Source organism: Okeania sp. SIO2C9 (genome assembly GCF_010672455.1).
GTDB lineage: Bacteria > Cyanobacteriota > Cyanobacteriia > Cyanobacteriales > Microcoleaceae > Okeania.
Genome location: NZ_JAAHGO010000119.1, coordinates 1 through 17647, shown reverse-complemented (window position 1 = coordinate 17647; position 17647 = coordinate 1). Strand labels below are relative to the sequence as shown.

Sequence of the window (17647 nt, the reverse complement as noted above, 5' to 3'; positions counted from 1 at the left end):
GCTCAACTACTCCCCTCCCAATAATGATTATCATTATTTAGGCAGAAAAATCTTGATTTTTTACAAAGGTTTAATTCTTGCAACCCTTATCCAACAATAGTTTTGAGGCGCTCGTCACCCCGTGAGCATCGTTGGTTAATTGAACGTTATCATTATGTTTTAAAAAGTGGTTGTGGCATGGAGAAGTTACAATTAGAGACAGCACAAAGATTAGAGATGGCTTTGGCTACCTATAGTATTGTTGCTTGGCGTTTGTTATGGTTAACTTATTTAGCTCGTGGTTCTCCAACGAGCAGTTGTGAACAAGTTTTAGAACCATCATAGTGGCAGGTTTTGTATGCCACCATACACCACCAACTTTATCCTCATTCAGCACCACCAACTCTAGCTGAAGTTGTGAATTGGATTGCTCAGTTGGGCGGATTTTTAGGTCGAAAAGGTGATGGTTCTCCTGGTGTTAAAGTTATCTGGCGTGGACTCTCGCTATTGCATGATCTTGTTAAAGGCTGGGTTGTTTGTCAGTCTCTTGTAGTTAATTAAACGTGAGTTCAAAAGAATTTTCATCGCCGAACTTCAGACTCAGCCAGCTTTCAGCTTTATAGCTTATGTTACCTCAAAATCTAATTATCAACAAACAGAACTTAAAGACGATTTTCGGAGAGTCAGTTTGGCGATCGCCCTGACAAAATAGTTAATTTTTAGTAAGCTTTGTAGCTTATGTTACCTCAAAATCTAATTATCAACAAGCAGAACTTAACGACAATTTTCGGAGAGTCAGTTTGGCGATCGCTACTCCATACATAAATGCTTTTTTTTGTCAAACCTTATGTTAAGAAAGATGTGGGTAATGGATAGCCCTAAAAGGAAGAGGATTCAATAAAAGGAAAATTTGTTCTCTCTTGGTCGATTGGATATGGTTAGGAAACCCATCCATCCCTCGACCGCTTGTTTCTCCACGGCGAGTGAGAGGCTTTAAACCTTAATTATTCGGTAAAGTAGAGACACAATTAGGTCTAAACCTAGTCAAGGTCTGTAGGCGAGTTTTGATCCTCGCTACCAGGTTTCGGATCTGGGAAACCAAAACTAAAAAAGCTACCAGATTTGGCTTTAGCCCCTAATCGTAGCAAAAGTTGAGAATCCCCGCGCTTAAAAGCGCGGGGAGAGGTCAAGAGTGAATATTAAATTATTTTAAGAAATGCCAAAACAGAAAATAAAGTATGTTTGTGGAGAATGTGGGTATGAGTCTACTCAATTTTTGGGCAAATGTCCTAGCTGTAATACTTGGAATTCTCTGACAGAAGAGATAGAAAAATCAACTACTACTGCTCTACAAAGATTGGGACTGACTGATATTGGCATTGGCAGTCAAGCATCTGAATCAGATAAGTCTTCTGGTCAACCAAGGGCATCTTTTCTATTATCCCAGATTTCTGACCAAAGTTTGTCCAGAATGCCTTCTGGATTTGAAGAGTTAGACCGAGTGCTTGGTGGTGGAATTGTTCCTGGTTCCTTAGTTTTGATTGGTGGAGAACCTGGTATTGGTAAATCTACTCTTTTATTACAGGTGGCTAATCAGTTGTCTAGTAGATGTCGAGTTTTATATGTGTCGGCAGAAGAGTCTGGACAACAGGTTAAATTACGTTCGCAACGTTTAATTGTTAATCTCAATGAAGTAGAAGTAGAGGAAGAGGATAAGAATAATGTTTCAAATGTTGAGATGGATGAAGATTTATCCTCAAATGAAAATAAAGAAGGCAATGACAATCCTGAATCTATAAAAGATTCCACTATAGATTCTCAGGAAAATTTATTTTTATTGCCAGAAACAGATTTGGAAGTAATTTTAAGAGAGTTGGAATCTCTCAAACCATATCTTGCTGTAATTGACAGTATTCAAACAATTTATTTTGCTTCGCTGACTTCTGCCCCTGGTTCGGTTGCTCAGGTGAGGGAATGTACTTCGGCTTTGATGCAAGTAGCAAAGCGGGAAAATATTACTTTATTAATAGTCGGTCATGTAACTAAAGATGGTGCTTTAGCAGGTCCTCGTGTTTTAGAACATTTGGTAGATACGGTTCTATATTTTGAGGGCGATCGCTTTGCCTCCCACCGTCTGTTGCGCTCTATGAAAAATCGTTTCGGCGCTACTCACGAAATTGGAGTGTTTGAAATGGTGGCGAATGGTTTAAAGGAGATATTGAATCCCTCAGAGTTATTTTTAGGAAGTCGCGATGAATATGCTTCGGGAACTTCCACAGTTGTTTCTATGGAGGGTACTCGCCCAATAGTTGTAGAGATTCAGGCATTGGTTAGCCCGGCGAGTCATGGTGCGCCTCGGCGTTCTACTACTGGTATTGATAGTAGTAGGTTGCAACAGATTTTGGCAGTTTTGGAAAAACGGGTAGGCATTCCTTTATCTAAGTTAGATACTTATGTGGCGACAGTGGGTGGGTTGAGTGTGGAAGAACCTGCCGCAGACTTGGGAGTTGCTATTGCAGTAGTGGCTAGTTTTCGCGACCGAGTAGTTGACCCCAGGATTATTTTGCTGGGAGAGGTTGGTTTAGGTGGCCAGGTGCGACCTGTATCTCAGTTGGAATTAAGGTTGAGAGAGGCTGCGAAGTTAGGTTTTAAGAGGGCAATTATTCCCAAAGGTCAACAAACGCCAGATTTAGGAATGCAAATATTGCCTATTGCTAAGGTGATTGATGCGATTATTGCTGCGATTCCAGCGCAACCTCCAACTATGGAGAATTGAGGATTTTGTTGTTAAAAGGAAGAAGGAAGAAGGAGTAAATAGGGTTTGCTGATTAACTATCAAAGTATTGACAGATAAAGTTTTTAGCCTTATGATTTTCCAAAAAAGTGCCCTTGTTTTAGTCTAAAACGTTCAAAAAATTAGCATTTTGGGGAAATCAAGGACAGAAAAATTGAGGGATAATTCTTACTTTTCTTTTACCTCCTCTAAATTCCCCGTTTCTTCTGACTCGGTTCTCGGTCCTTCTCCTCCTGAGGGCAGGGCTGTTTCAAAGTATTGTAGATTAACGATGAGCGGGAGAACGGGGGATGAGGGGATACTGGAACAGTGAAATTTACCAAAATTTGCCGATTTTTCAGCTAATAAGCGTCGTTATGTTCATTAAAGAAAACCCCCGCGTCCATATATCTGCGCGTCTTCCTCTATCCACGTCTGGTGTGTCTCCCCCTCCCCGCGTCCTCTCCACTCAAAAATGAAACAGCCCTGGGGGTTAGGGGTGGGTTGACTCCTACCCCTAGCAAAAGATTTTATTCAGCAAACTCTAACCCTATTTAGGGCTTGCTGATTCAATCTAAAAGCATTGATAGATAAAGACTTTGGCATTTTTTTTGTAGAAAAAAGTGCCTGGTTTTCAGCTGTTCATGCTCAAAAAGTTAGTATTTTAGGCTCATAGTTGGGCAGAACAATCTAGGGACAAAACTTAGCTCCTACCTCCTCGCTCCCAAGCCATTTCTCCTGTCTCCTGTCTCCTGTCTCCTACTAAAAGACTTTTGAGCGCAAACTCTATTTAGAGGACTTATACCATTTCTCCATGAAGTTGCACTTAATAAAAGATAACAGCTATGAGTAAAATTCAGGTTTTGGTAAGAATTATTAAGCGCATTGTTACAGAGAAATAGTATTACCTTCTTGAGTCTTGCTATGAATATTCTTTAGCTTGAAAAATAGACTAGCGAAAATTTTTTTATCTGAAGCACCTCAAATGTATGACTTTGTAACCTTTGTATTATTTAGTATTATTCTGCTATACGCAATAGTTAAATCTTATGTTTGTTGGTACTACTGAAGCAGCTTCTCTATTAAGTATTTCTGCTCAACGAGTCCGAGTTTTGCTCAAAGAAGGTCGGATTCAAGGCGCTCGGAAAATTAATGGTCGGATTTGGGGGATTCCTCTGTACAAAGGAAAACCTAGAGTCTCTAGTAGAAAACGTGGCCCCAAACCTAATTGGTCTCCTCATCGGCACTGTGGCAAAAATACAATTCATTTCAATCGACCTAATATAGAGAAAAATCGAAAGCTCAAAAAGGTCGATCCTCAAGCCAAATGTGAATATGTACTTTCTGCTCAACGTGGCTCTAAGATTTTAAGTAAAGGTCACGAAGTGGAGATTAATGGTCCTTGTCGGATTGTTTATCGACCAGAAAAACCTCATAGTTGTGGAGCTACCGTCTGGATTGAGACTTTGGCAACGGCAACAGTGTTTAACTTTGATGGTACAGTAAAGCGAGTTGATAGTAGATGGATTTGGGAAGAAGAGGAGATGTGGAAAATTAACAAGAAAAATATTGAGGAATTGATATAGCCATCCATTTGGCATACTCCCGAATTTGTCAAGCTAATTGACCGAAAAAATGGGTCTCAAGCCTCGCCCATAAGCGATGGTCGCGATTTCAGAGTAATTAGTCGTTGGGAACCTACTTCTCAAAAATGGTGCCATTCGTTCAGTCGAAACCGAGAAATAGGGGGATGATTGGCTTGTGTTTAGTAACCGATAAGGTAGAGTTCGCACTTTAATCCTCAACAGATGACAACTAAATAACCATATTGGTGCGAGCAAGTATTCTAGAACACTCAAGTCCAATCCTCCAGACACAGGAGCGAAAGCACTTCCCTCAAAGTAGAGACTAGCCATCAATCTTTGAAGCAGGGATGAAAGGGTAAAGGTAACTCAACCTAAAATCAATACCACCTCAGCAAGTTCCCATGGATAGAAATACAAAGATACGTCCGAACCATCTTGAGAGAAAACCAGTGAAATAGGTTGATACACGCTTGAGTCCCAAAAGGGCAAAGACTAAGGGAATCAGAAAGGTCATGTCTTAATCTGATAAGTGTCTCCCGAACAAAGGCGGAGAGTATCGTCCTAAAGGAACAAACCAATGGTTATTTGGAACGAAGTAACCCACTTATTACTCTTAATCAAGGTCGATTGATTAAGTAGTCAGCTAAGACGAAAACTCTATCACAAGCGTAGGTAATAGGTGGGAAAGATTGAGTCAGAAGCAAAAGCCTTGCTGTAATGACAAGGATAGGCTGACGGACTCACGGTAATACGGAATGTATTGCTACAAGTAGCAATAAAAGTTATGAACACGGAACCAAGACCGATGTATGAATGGAGGGACATCAACTGGCGAAAAGCCGAAAGATGTGTCTTTAAGTTGCATTCATCGGATTTACAAAGCGTCACATCGTGGATATGTCAGAACAGTTCGTAGACTCCAAAAATTACTAACTACATCATGGTTCGCAAAATGTTTAGCGGTGCGTCGAGTAACCCAAGATAATCAAGGTAAGAAGACGGCAGGTGTGGACGGTATTAAGTCGCTGACCCCAAAGCAACGTCTCATTTTGGTAAATCAACTAAGAATAGACTCAAAGGCAAAACCCAATCGGAGAGTATGGATTCCGAAACCAGGTAAGGATGAAAAAAGACCTTTGGGAATACCGACCATGTACGACCGCGCATTGCAAGGGCTAGTAAAAATGGCCTTAGAACCAGAATGGGAAGCCCGATTTGAACCATCCTCATATGGTTTCAGGCCAGGGGTGCGATTCGTTCTTAGTAAAGTTGGGATAAAACCCATATAAACTAAGGCTTCCAGACAATCTTAGATGATAACTATCCTAGAGATCAGGGTGAAAGTCCCTTCCTTGAAACTCACAAGTGACTCCCAATCTATCCACGCTGACCAGACTCGGAATTCTGGAGGGCGAAGCTGGAAATAGGGCGCAATCAGACACTAATTGCAAGTGACACTGGTGCTAATGGGGAGTTCCCAAGGTGAAACAGAACCTAGAAAAGCAACCTACTGAAAAAGAAGGCGCAATCCTAAGCCTTACTTCGCTTGAGTTATGTACCCCGCCAAATTTTTCCTGGGATATTGGCATGAGTATGGGGTTCAAGCGGTTGAAGTGGTTACACCTAAAGGAACTTAACAATCAAAAGGATGGAACGAATAAAAACGAACCTAGGGTCTGTAGATAGGTCGTATCTATGGTAGGTCAGACGAGGGGATTAACTCCCTAGATTCGGGTAGGACAGACCGTAATTGGTCGGAGGAACTCAGAACACATAAACTAGAGTAGAGTATGTTTAGACACATCGGAAAATACGATAGTGAAACTTGGAGAAATCTTCCCTGGAAGAAATTTCGTAAAGATTTATTCCGCCTACAAAAGCGAGTGTGGAAAGCGGTTCGAGCAGGAGATATGCAAAAAGCAAGGTCGTTGCAGAAGCTAATACTCCGTTCTGTGGCAGCTAGATTCTTAGCTATACGTCAAGTAACATAGCTAAATACTGGTAAGAAAACTGCTGGAATTGACGACAAACTTGCCCTCAAATTCGAGGAAAGGTTTGAACTCGAAGAACAACTTTCTCGGATTCAACATCCGAGAGTTTAAAGCAGGAAAATATACATCTGGAAAAGATTCACAAAAACGAATACTAGGTTTCTCGACAATCATCACCCCATCAAAAGAAAGCCAAAAGGAACATTACACCAAAATCACAGAAGTTATTGACAAGCACAAAGCTAAACCACAAGCTGCACTTATCAAAAACCTCAATCCCATAATCAGAGGATGGTGTAACTATTTTTCCATAGGATGTCCAACAAAGGTATTTTACCGAATGGATTACCTAATATACTGGAAACTCCGAAGATGGGCTAAGAGAAGACACCCCAACAAAGGCGAATACTGGATTAATAAGTATTGGCAAAAAATAGGGAATAGAAATTGGGTCTTTTCTACCTCACGGGAAAATAACCCTTTAACTTTAGTGGAACATGGCTCATTTAAGAGCCAACAATATATAAAAGTTAAAGGCGATGCCAGTCCTGATGATGGGAACCTAACTTATTGGAGTACAAGAATCGGTAAACACCCTCAGATGCCGAAGCGAACAGCATCGCTGCTGAAAAAGCAAAAAGGGAAGTGTCGCAGGTGCGGATTGTTCTTTAAGGATGGAGACGTAATAGAGTTAGACCATATCATCCCTAAGTCAAAAGGCGGAAAGGATGAATACAAAAACTGGCAACTACTCCATCGGCATTGCCATGATGAAAAGACCAGAACAGACGGAAGTTTGGAAAGGTCTGGCAGCAAAACTGGCTGTAATAGTGCCATGCCCAAACAACTATCAAATATTCCATCAAATTACAGATGGAAGTAATCCTGATACAACCCCGAGGAATTGGGAAAAGTAGAGGCGATATAACACCAAATAATGCGTCAATGAGCATGTTTGCCCAGGACATCAAAGCAGTTTTAGATTACCTGCACATTAAAAATTTATATGTTGTTGGACATGCATTTGGTAACAGGTTAGCCCCTACTTTTGCAACGTTGTACCCGAGTTATGTTGATGATCTGGCTGTACTGGCTGTTGATGGCGATAATGAAAAGAACTTAAAGCAAAAGGCGTGTCTTTCTAATTCATTTAATCTCGAACTAGATGACAGAATTCGCGAAAAAGCACTACAATGCGCCTTTTTTGCCAAGGGCAATGATCCCAGTATATGGCTTGCGGGTTGGTATCCTGAATTGGCTGATGCCCAAATATTGGCAGCCAACATGATTAATGGGGACTTTTACAAAAAAGCAGGCGGTAAGCCATTCTTAATCGTCCAGGCGACAGAAGACTTTATTTCACCGCCAGAGACAACAGGTAAGCCACTTGCAGAGGAACTAGCCGATCAGGTGAAATATGTTGAAGTAGAACATGCTGGCCATGCACTCTCATCAGAACAACCCGATCAAATTTCAGAATACTTAATCGATTACTTCTCCAATTAGGCTGTATTACCCTACGATTTTCAGATTGATGAACCACATTGTCATAACCAAAACCCTATAGGGGATTACTGACCATTTTCCCCTACTGTGGTCTAACTGTGGTCTACCGAAATGAAAACCGCTCTAACTCTGTTGAATCATGTTTTATATCAAATCCGGTTAAATATATAGTTGTCGCCCCTACTCCCCTACTCCCTACAACCTTCAATATATGTACCTCATAGCTTCGGAAACTGCTGTATTAGGCATTCAAAAAAATGACAAAAAGTGATATTGCTAATGTAAGTAGGCTCAATGCCTACTTAATTAGCAAGCGATTCAACTAACTTCTAGCTCCAAATTAAACAAAAGTTGTAAAGTCTCCATAGCATGACGCCTCGCCTCAATATCCTGTTGTGCTCGTAACTGTACCATTGGGTCGTGCAAAATTTTATTCACAATACCCCTAGTCAAAGCCTCAATTACCTCTTGATGTTTTTCCGCAAATTCCGACCCCAACCTAGACAAAGCTTTTTCCAATTCCTGTTCCCGAATAGTCTCTATTTTTTGTCGTAAAGAATTAATAGTCGGAACCGTCTCTAAACTTCTCCACCAAACATCAAAAGCTTCTACCTCTTCCTCCAATAAAACCTCAGCCTCCATCGCCATCTGCCGACGACTTTCTTGATTTTGAGCAACAACAGCCTTCAAATCATCCACATTAAAACAACTAACATTTGCCAATTCACTCACATCAGTAGCAATATTACGAGGCACAGAAATATCCACCAACATTAAAGATTGATTAGGAGTTAAAATTCCTTCTAATTTAGCCTTATCTAAAATTGGTTCAGTTGCCCCAGTACTAGTAAATATCAAATCAGAATTACTAATAACCTGACCCATTTCTGAGATAGAATCAACATTTATATTTGCATCTTTAAAACTATTCGCTAAATCCTTAGCGCGTCCGATAGAACGATTAATAATTGATATATTATTTGCACCTTTAGCTAATAAATGTTGCACCAATAATTTTGACATTTTACCAGCACCAACAATAGCCACTCGATAATTAGATAAATCCTCTAATTTCATCTGAGCTAATTCCACTGCAGCAGAACTAATAGAAACAGCACCAGTACCAATACTTGTTTCCGTCCGCACCCTTTTTCCAGCAGTTACGGCTTGCTTAAATAAACGATTAAGAATCCGCCCAATACCTTTATATTGTTGTCCGAGTTTATGAGTTTGTTTAACCTGAGCTAAAATCTGTCCTTCACCTAATACCAAACTATCTAATCCAGCCGCAACTCGCATTAAGTGCATAATAGAATCTTCATGGAGCAACATAAATAGGTGAGGACGGAGTAAATTTAAAGGTATTTTACTAGAGTCAGAAAGAAACTGAATTACCTCCCGAATACCAGGCTGCATTTCATTAGTAACTACATAAATTTCTAAACGATTACAGGTACTAAGAATGCCAACTTCTTGAGTATAAGTTCCACCACATAATTGAGTAATGGCATTTTCAATTTGTGTTTCTGGAATACTTAATTTTTCTCGAACTTCAACCGGTGCTGTTTTGTGGCTAAGTCCTACAACTGCGATATTCATGTAATTTTTATTTTGTTAATTTGTTGTTATTTTTAATTAAATTAAAGGATGATGTCGGAGGAATGTCTATTGTTTCGGAGGAGAGTTAGAATTGTGAAAAAACAGGGGGAGGTTTGATAGATGGTTAGTTCTCTTCCACCTACATATTTAATTTAAAACCTACCCCAAAAATTTTAATAATTCCCTAGTCATTCTGATTGATATCAGGAATTAATTTTGACTGTTTAGCAGCAATTTTTCAAAGGTCATTTTTCAACAGAGATATTTTGTAATGCCCCATTTACCTAATACTATTTATCTAAGCATTCAGCCATTAGACATTAGCCATAAACTGTACGATAAAATACATCAACTAGCTTGATTAATGAAAAAGCTGAATGTTAACTACTAATAGCTGAATGCTTATCAATTTCTATCTCAGTTGTAGTGATTTTGGTTGTTTAAACATATGAACAGTATCTACAAACCGAACAGTGCTTGACTGAGAAGAAATAATTAAACTTTGGGTACGAGCACCATGAGGAAAGAAGCGAACTCCTTCCATTAGAGTACCTGGAGTAATACCACAAGCTGCAAATAGCACTGTTTCTCCAGAGGCTAAATCTTCAGCATTATAAACTTTGTCTGGATCTTCGACACCCATTTCTTTGAGTCGAGCTATGTTATCTTCTTTGCTTTCTCCAATTAAACCTGTTTTGACAATAGCTGGGTCATAAATCAGTTGTCCTTGGAAATGGCCTCCTAAAGCACGCATAGCTGCTGCTGAAATTACTCCTTCTGGTGCTGCACCAATACCCATCAAAGCATGGATATTTGTACCTGTAAATGCACAGGAAATAGCTGCCGAGACATCACCATCGCTAATCAGACGGACTCTGGCACCAGCTTGACGAATTTCATTAATTAGCTCTTTGTGACGGGGACGATCCATCACTACAACAACTAACTCTTCAACGGTACGTTCCATGCAGTCTGAAAGAATCTTGAGATTTTCAGTGGCAGATTTATTAATATCTACATGATTTTTGGCTACTGCTGGTGCAGCTAATTTTTTCATATAGACATCTGGTGCTGCCAATAGACCTCCTTTCTCAGAAATAGCTAATACTGCCATTGAACCATTTTGACCGTAGGCAACTAGGTTTGTACCTTCGCAAGGGTCAACTGCAATGTCAATCTCAACTAATTCTTCTGGGTTACAGAAGTTTGTAGCATCAGGTTGAGTACAAATTCCTACTTCTTCGCCAATGTAGAGCATGGGGGCTTCATCTCGCTCTCCTTCTCCAATAACGATGCGACCCCGCATATGAATTTTGTTCATCCGCTCCCGCATAGCTTCTACAGCTACTTCGTCTGCGGTATTTTTCTCACCTTTTCCCATCCAACGAGCAGAGGCGATCGCTGCTTGCTCTACTACTTCGATAATTTCTAAACCAATTACATTATCCACGAATTTTTATCCTCCCAAATTCTTAGGAAAACTTTTTTATTTAGCTCTCCCAGTGTTAAAGTCTATCAGAGCCAGGGATCAGCTTAGGGCTTTGTGCGGAATGTGGGATGTAAAGTTTTATTACAGATAGTCAAAAGTCAAAAGTCAAAAGTCAAAAGTTTAAAACTAAAGATTGATAGATGGAAAGCTACGGTTTGGGAAATTTAATTGCTTCAGTTATCTTAAAATATTTAGTTTGACCTACTCAAATTCTGATAAAATTAAGTAGCCACAATATTTGTGAGAAAATGTCAGCAAATTATGGAACGGAAAAAACGTGAGTAGTAACGTTATTGTCATTAATGATTCTCAGTTTGAAACTGAAGTCCTCAACTCAGAAAAACTTGTATTAGCTTATTTTTGGGCCACTTGGTGTGGCCCATGTAGGTTGATGTCTCCTTCAGTGGAAAAAGTGGCCACTGAATATAGCGATCGCCTCAAAGTAGTGAAAATGGAAGTAGATCCTAAGTCTGAAATTGTGAAGCAATATCAAGTTGAAGGAGTCCCTGCCTTTAGACTATTTCAGAATCAAGAATTATTACTGTCCGATGAAGGAGCTATGACAAAACAACAGCTAATCGATAAATTAGAACCTTATTTAACCTGAATTAAATATTTGTTATCTTTAGGAGTTCACCAAAAAAGTGGGTCTGAAGCCTCGTCCTTTTAGGACGACTTTTTATTTGATTTAAGACCCATAATTGTTAGTTGAAAACGATAATAATGAAAGCTAGATACAAATATAGAATTTATCCAACAGTTGGACAAAAACACCGAAAGGTATGCTGATAATTTGTCAAACTACTCATAAACCTATGACCAACAAATAAGGTCTCAAGCCTCCTCTTTTCAGGGGATAAAAAAAGAAAATTCCGTATTTTCGTAGCCTTCCTATTAAAGGAGCTACTGTTATGCTAGCGCACAACTCTGTTAAAGCGACGCGACAGGTCAAGCGGAGCATGACATAGGAAAAAGCGTAGCTCCGACCTTATGAGGCTAACTGATAACTGATAACTGATAACTGAAGTGACACAATCCTCTTTATTTGAGAAACTAAAACACCCTAACCCTCACTTGCGCGACCGAGCAATGTGGGAAATAGTCGAAACTTCTGATGAAACTACCATTCCTAACTTGATGGAAGTTTTGGCAGAAGAAGATACCGTCTATCGACGGGCAGCAGTTAAGGCACTCGGAGCGATCGGGACAGATACTGTGCCATTTTTAGTTGATTCGTTGCTCAACAGTGATAATTCAACAATTAGGGGCAGTTGTGCTAAAGCTCTAGCTCAGGTAGCTATTAATTATAAAGATGTTCCCTTCCCATCTGAAGGAATTGAAGGGTTAAAAAAAGGACTCAGCGATACCAATCCCGTTGTTCATATTGCCTCAGCAATGGCTTTAGGAGTCATTGGTGTGCCTGCCTTAGATAGCTTGTTGGAAGTCCTAGATGGAACTGAGAACTTAGGCTTGGCAGTGGCAATTCTTAATGCTGTTAGCTCTATTAATGACGAACGCTCTAAAGCAGTCTTAACCAAATTAGCCAATGATGCCTCTGCTGAAACCTATGTACGGGAGACGGCCATCAGTGCTTTATCCCGCTTGGATATGTTGAATTTCAAATCTAACCAAAGTTGAGAAGGGTGACATCTCCCACACTAAGCTGGCGCTATAGTGTCGGCTTCTCGTTTCGTAGCCCTGCTATTGCATCGGGTTCTACGAGCTTTTTTAAAGACGGAATGCCCTGCAGCCCTATTTTTTATATTTATCGCTGCATTTGCGTTTGTCATGCTTCCCTACGGGATGCTGCGCAAACGCAAACAAGTCGCGGTCTATTACAATACCGTACGAAAAAAACTGTAGAAAAATGAAACAGCTTTTATCTTGATATTGGATTAACCAATACTGGCTGTACGGCACAGCTCACTATTCCCTCGGCAGTAAATGCCCCTGGGAATTTCTTTCTAATTATCTGAAGACTACCATTAATATCGGCATTAATGACTATACCAGTTCCACTCCTGAATAAACCACGTCTGACTCGTTTACCCCTATAAGTTTCATGTTTTATTGGTTGCTCAAGGTCAAGGGCAGATGTTTTGCTTGTATAGCTTTCCTCTGTTTCAATCACCTTGATTCCTGCTAGCTGACATTTGTAAGTAATTTGCTTGAGTAACTTATCATGTGGTATTTGGGTGAAATTTTGGTTGTTTTTTTTGCCTATATTTGCACTTTGTTTCCAGTTATCATTTTTTCCTATGACTACAGTACCAATATTATTAGTTACTAAATAATTGACAACTAACTTACTGGTGTTATGCAGATAATTATCGACAAAACGATTTCGGTTATAACTTAATGCTTCAATTTTACGGCTGCTTTTTCTGTTCCCTTTGAGATGACTTTGGTACTTGGCTTTACGCTTGTTATATAGTTGATTGACGCTTTTTAGTGGCTTCCCGTTAATCAGCAGTGGTTTGACACCAGGCTTATTTGTAGATAGAGCAACTAATCTGTCAATTCCTAAGTCTATTCCGGCTACATATGTTGAGTGTATTTGTGGCTGAAGTGTTTTTTCATAGACTACTTCAATTATATAGCAGTTGGTAGCAGGTACTATCCTGACTTCGATTACAGTTTCCACAACTACAGGTATTTTGATTTCACTCATTGATAAGTGACAAATACCATCTTTTAGAGGGGCTTTGTAGACTGATTCTTTTGAGTATATAACTACATTCCTACCTTGAGTTTTATTTTTATACTTTGGTATTTTGGGTTTGCCTAGAAACTTCCCTGGATGTGCGCGACCATTCTTTTATAGCTTGAAAATAGCCACGCCAAGTTGCAACCAAGCATTTTATTATTTGTTTTGATACTTTAGTTGGTAATGCTCTCTCCGGCATCGCTATCTTTGGTGGCGTGGTACAGTTTAGTTAAATCTAGACTTTTTCCGTACTTGAAAAAATGAAACGCGACAATAATAGTTAGCCAGGTTGTACAAGTTTTTTGATTTAAAGGCTAACTCATCACACACCCGCCAAAAGTTATGTGTTCGGTTAATAATATGTCTGTCAACAAGTCGCATTCACTCACTATAATTCATCTTAAGTTTTGTACCTGCTTAATATTACAACACTTTTCTACTTTTAGCAACTACTTTCTACATTTTTAGTTCAACAGTTAATAACCCCAATGTTGGCAACCATGGGTTCGTATATTTAATCCTTTGGGAACTTTTTCGCCACAATTTGAGCAGTCTTGGCTAGTATTTTGAGGGTTTACTCCTATGGTTTTCACCTCCAGCATTTCCGGCTTTGACAGTTAAAATAGTTAGGAATTGACTCCATCCAGCATCGTTAATTGATTTACTCCAACTGGTCTAAGTATCAAAAAGTTCGAGGTTTTAAGTGGTAATTGTTCAATTAGGAGCGGATTTTGGTCAAGATTTGGGCAGAAAAATTAAGGGACAAAACGCCCGCTCCTACCTCCTGTAAATTCCCATTTCTCCTTTCTTCCCCTCCTGGGAGGGGTTAGGGGTGGGTTGTCTCCTGTCTCCTACCTCTACTAAAAGACTTCCATAAGCAAACCCTAATTAATAATTAATAATTAAATAATTCGCGCCTTGAAGCCTCCCCTTTTAAAGGGAAAAAAAAGAAATAATATTTCCTTATATTCAATTCCGTAACGGTTTTAACTAGAGGTAATTATCCATTATCCATTAATGAACGCATCAATGCTGAGGAGCTTAAATGAAATTCTGCAAGAATTATTAATTAAATGGGAGTGTAAATTAATAGAATTTAATGGGGAAGAAAATCATGTTCACCTAAAAGTTTCAGTATCATACCAACCTCATGTTAAGTAAGCTAGTTAATAACGTCAACACAGTCACAAGCAGACGGTTAAGAAAAGAATTTGCATAAGCACAACCATGCTATTTACTGGAAAGATGTTTTATGTATGGGGCTCTTATTTTATTGCCAATTGTGGCGGGGTGACAATTTCTACTTTGAAAAAGTATATTGAACATCAGAAAACTCCAGAGTAATATTGAAAATTGAAGTAGGCATGGAACCTACTTAATTAACCGCTGATTCATCTGACACAAATCGCAGATTATGGTGTGAGGCTTCTCAGCGACTGCTAAAGCTCTGGAGTTTAAATTCACAAGTCCTAGTAATTTCCGATTTGTCGGTAAAATCACAGAAGGTAGCTAGGTGAGTACAGCACTGGACAGTAAAAACGGCGGTGGGTCTCATCGTTGCTGCCTGTGAAGGCGTAGACATTAGTTAGCCTGGGAAGGAGGAAGCTCCATCCGTGAGGAGGAGAAGCTCCCGTTAAATCGCCCGATTATAGCGGGAGAGAACGTCACTCGTTTTCTGATGATTGTCTCTCTAGTTGAGTAATTGCCAATTTAATAATCCGCTTAATATCTGCTTCTGATTCCTGTTCCCATGCTGTTTGTAACGGAACTAATGCACTATCGGAACGAATTTTCATCAAAGATAGAGCTGCTGCCTTGCGAGTTTCACCGCTAGTAGGATGATTCAGTAAATCTATCAAATAGGGAACTGCGGGTTTGTAAGCCAAATTTCCCAGAACTGCTGCTGCTTCAGTCCGTACTATTTCAGACGAATCCCCTAGAGCAGTCAGTAAAATATTCAGAGCCTCTTCCTCCCCTGAATCTTGGGCAATTTTGGCGATCGCCCCTACCACAGCAGCCCTAACTGCGACTTTTTCAGAATGAATTTCCCGATATAGATACTCTTTTGCTTCAGGTCCAATAAATGCCAAAGCCCAAGCTGCATGACCTTTGGTACTTTCTGGATACTCTGTTGACCCTAAAATGTCCAATAATGGAGGTACAGCAGCTTTTCCTATCCTGGCTAGGGCACCAACTGACGATCCTTTAACCACTGTATCTTCATCATTGAGGAGAGCATGGACTAAGGGAGAAACTGTTTCTGGGTCAGCAATCAGGGTGAGGGTTTTGGCACTAGCTCTGCGTACTACAGGATCGGGGTGATTTCCGAGAGCCTCTATCAAGAAAGGAGTAGCTGGTTTGCCAATTTGTCCGAGGGTCTCAGCAAAGCCTAAGCGCACCATTCCCCGTGAATCTCCCAGACACTCTACCATAAGTTTTAGGCGTTGACTGTCGTTGGGGTCAAAGGTTTGTTGGACTACTTCTTTTCTGGCCTCTGCTAGAAAAGCATCTGTTTCTTCTGGAGACATAAAAAAACGGCGTTGATAAATTAGTGTATGATATTAATCTTAATTCTTTAGGAGTCAGGAGTCATATCATGTCCGGTTGAATACTTATTCTTTGGTGGAAGGAAGGCAGAAGGTTTTCTTTCAATAGAGGAGGTAGTCGGATATATTTATCCCTTTATTTTTTTGCCATAGTTACCCCAAAATACTAACTTTTTGGTCGCTCAAGCTTAAAAAGCTGCACTTTTTTTCTTCCTAAAAAGGCACTTACCTTTATCTGTAAATGCTCTTAGATTTAATCAGCAAACCCTAATAAAAATACACTAAAAAAACCCGCGCTGTAATACTTACGCAGTACACAGCCGGGATTAAGTTAAAAAAACGAAAGGCATTAAGCAACTTCGCTAATACTGATAATTTTTCCGCCTGTTTTCTGGATGTTTTGAAGCATCTTAGACATTTGGCTGTAGTTGACTACGCATTCTTGACGACTGAGCTTGCCTAATCTAGCAGCAGCTTGAGAGGTAGAAAATGCTATTGTGAAGCGCTTTTCTGTATTACCATAAGAAGCTCCATTGCCGATTGCCAGTGGCTTTATAGGAGTTGGTAAATTAGCAGCCACCGAAGAAATTAATTGAGCACGTTTATCGCTATCGTTAGTTGCAGAGCCGCGTAATAGAGAAAACATCCGGTTGAATGCTTCGTTTTTCAGTCCAACAACTGAACGAATACTGCGTGGATAGGGTACAATATTATCGCCAAAACTCTGGATATACTCGTCACTATCAATGTACGAGTTAATCTCAGCTTCGTATCCTTGTTCGTTATAAATCTGAACGTGTTCAGAAATTTCCTCCTGGGCTTGAGGAGGACGACCTAATAGATGCTTAAAGTTTAATTCAATAAAGCGGTACTGAGACGAAGAATGAAAAAAGAGTGATTGATAAAGACTTGATTGAGCCACACTCCGAACAAATTCACGAACTGTAATATCGCCATTACGGAGTAGAGACTCAGCACTAGAGAGGCGATCGCCTTCCATGAGATACTGATTTCCTAGCACCTGCTTATAAACTGCCGTAATGATCTGTTCTAGCTCTCCTTCTGTGGTATTAGGACGGAGTTCTAGCGGATCAACTTCAAAGGTATCCAAACCTAGAGTCGCTGATGTGCTTAATTTTCCCATTACTTTATTTCCTGAAGACCTGATGTTGATATTCTTAAAAATTATGTTCGCTCTTAAGGAAGCGTAATTAGCCTGCAGTAGGAGTAGTTAGCTAATGAGTAATACCAATTCCCAAAAATAATGCGATACTTAATTAAGATTTCAGTTATTAACAGGACTTACGCAAAGACACTATATATAGCGTATAATAAGTAGAGTGATCGCACTAAATCTGTTAAGCGATTGCTGACGCAAAGCTCCGCTAACGCCTCAACACAAGTATCATTATGAAAACAAGAGTCAAAAAATACCTATCAAATAAAAACAGCTCTGAATTTGATTGTGGGT

General features: G+C 39.8%; 14 protein-coding genes and 3 pseudogenes. 11 read left to right on the top strand and 6 right to left on the bottom strand.

Translation table 11 applies throughout. The annotated features are described in order from the left end of the window. Positions 1–126: 126 nt before the first annotated feature. The 7 genes and pseudogenes from F6K23_RS37660 to F6K23_RS37630 all read left to right on the top strand — a co-directional run. Positions 127–540: pseudogene (locus F6K23_RS37660) on the top strand (IS4 family transposase); the annotation flags it as partial. Positions 541–1195: 655 nt separating this feature from the next. Further along, a complete protein-coding gene (gene radA / locus F6K23_RS37655; RefSeq protein ID WP_293165898.1) occupies positions 1196–2755 on the top strand; it encodes a DNA repair protein RadA in 1560 nt (519 codons plus the stop codon). Positions 2756–3801: 1046 nt separating this feature from the next. Continuing rightward, positions 3802–4338 (top strand): DNA-binding protein, encoded by a 537-nt coding sequence (locus tag F6K23_RS37650; protein ID WP_367267935.1) that lies wholly within the window; start codon positions 3802–3804, stop codon positions 4336–4338. Between the two features lie 805 nt (positions 4339–5143). Next, positions 5144–5585, top strand: a pseudogene (locus tag F6K23_RS37645) (reverse transcriptase N-terminal domain-containing protein); the annotation flags it as partial. Between the two features lie 543 nt (positions 5586–6128). Then, entirely contained in the window at positions 6129–6329 is a 201-nt protein-coding gene (locus tag F6K23_RS37640; protein WP_293165896.1) for a reverse transcriptase N-terminal domain-containing protein, read from the top strand. A 64-nt stretch (positions 6330–6393) separates the two neighbouring features. Further along, on the top strand, positions 6394–7212 hold the full coding sequence (locus F6K23_RS37635) for a group II intron maturase-specific domain-containing protein (protein WP_293165895.1): 819 nt from the start codon (positions 6394–6396) through the stop codon (positions 7210–7212). Next, positions 7203–7835: an alpha/beta fold hydrolase gene (locus tag F6K23_RS37630; RefSeq protein ID WP_293165893.1), complete on the top strand. Its 633-nt coding sequence runs from the start codon at positions 7203–7205 to the stop codon at positions 7833–7835. The genes F6K23_RS37635 and F6K23_RS37630 overlap by 10 nt, the downstream gene beginning before the upstream one ends. A gap of 318 nt (positions 7836–8153) precedes the next feature. Here the strand turns inward: F6K23_RS37630 and F6K23_RS37625 are convergent, their stop codons facing one another. Together F6K23_RS37625 and glpX are read right to left on the bottom strand one after the other, a co-directional pair. After that, entirely contained in the window at positions 8154–9434 is a 1281-nt protein-coding gene (locus F6K23_RS37625) for a glutamyl-tRNA reductase (protein WP_293165892.1), read from the bottom strand. A gap of 412 nt (positions 9435–9846) precedes the next feature. Next, the gene (glpX, locus tag F6K23_RS37620; protein WP_293165890.1) at positions 9847–10884 is read right to left on the bottom strand and encodes a class II fructose-bisphosphatase; all 1038 of its coding nucleotides are present in this window, start codon (positions 10882–10884) and stop codon (positions 9847–9849) included. 316 nt (positions 10885–11200) lie between these two features. Between glpX and F6K23_RS37615 the strand changes: the two genes are divergently transcribed. The 3 genes from F6K23_RS37615 (at position 11201) to F6K23_RS37610 (ending at position 12561) form a co-directional block, all read left to right on the top strand. Beyond that, positions 11201–11530, top strand: coding sequence for a co-chaperone YbbN (locus tag F6K23_RS37615; RefSeq protein WP_293165888.1), 330 nt, complete (start codon positions 11201–11203; stop codon positions 11528–11530). A gap of 116 nt (positions 11531–11646) precedes the next feature. Continuing rightward, a complete protein-coding gene (locus F6K23_RS42540) occupies positions 11647–11712 on the top strand; it encodes a helix-turn-helix domain-containing protein (RefSeq protein WP_366557775.1) in 66 nt (21 codons plus the stop codon). 237 nt (positions 11713–11949) lie between these two features. Beyond that, positions 11950–12561, top strand: a complete 612-nt coding sequence (locus F6K23_RS37610; protein ID WP_293165886.1) for a HEAT repeat domain-containing protein — start codon at positions 11950–11952, stop codon at positions 12559–12561. Between the two features lie 241 nt (positions 12562–12802). On the opposite strand, the pseudogene F6K23_RS37605 reads toward F6K23_RS37610, so the two are convergent. Together F6K23_RS37605 and F6K23_RS37600 are read right to left on the bottom strand one after the other, a co-directional pair. Further along, positions 12803–13702: pseudogene (locus F6K23_RS37605) on the bottom strand (RNA-guided endonuclease InsQ/TnpB family protein); the annotation flags it as partial. Between the two features lie 404 nt (positions 13703–14106). Further along, on the bottom strand, positions 14107–14232 hold the full coding sequence (locus F6K23_RS37600) for a zinc ribbon domain-containing protein (RefSeq protein WP_375340825.1): 126 nt from the start codon (positions 14230–14232) through the stop codon (positions 14107–14109). A 415-nt stretch (positions 14233–14647) separates the two neighbouring features. On the opposite strand from F6K23_RS37600, the gene F6K23_RS42535 reads away from it, so the two are divergent. Then, positions 14648–14791 carry a transposase gene (locus F6K23_RS42535; protein ID WP_367267934.1) on the top strand — a complete coding sequence of 48 codons (144 nt, stop codon included), beginning with the start codon at positions 14648–14650 and terminating at the stop codon, positions 14789–14791. A gap of 503 nt (positions 14792–15294) precedes the next feature. Here the strand turns inward: F6K23_RS42535 and F6K23_RS37595 are convergent. Together F6K23_RS37595 and F6K23_RS37590 are read right to left on the bottom strand one after the other, a co-directional pair. After that, positions 15295–16158 carry a HEAT repeat domain-containing protein gene (locus F6K23_RS37595; RefSeq protein ID WP_293165884.1) on the bottom strand — a complete coding sequence of 288 codons (864 nt, stop codon included), beginning with the start codon at positions 16156–16158 and terminating at the stop codon, positions 15295–15297. Positions 16159–16525: 367 nt separating this feature from the next. Beyond that, positions 16526–17320, bottom strand: coding sequence for a phycobilisome rod-core linker polypeptide (locus tag F6K23_RS37590; RefSeq protein WP_293165882.1), 795 nt, complete (start codon positions 17318–17320; stop codon positions 16526–16528). Positions 17321–17647: the final 327 nt, after the last annotated feature.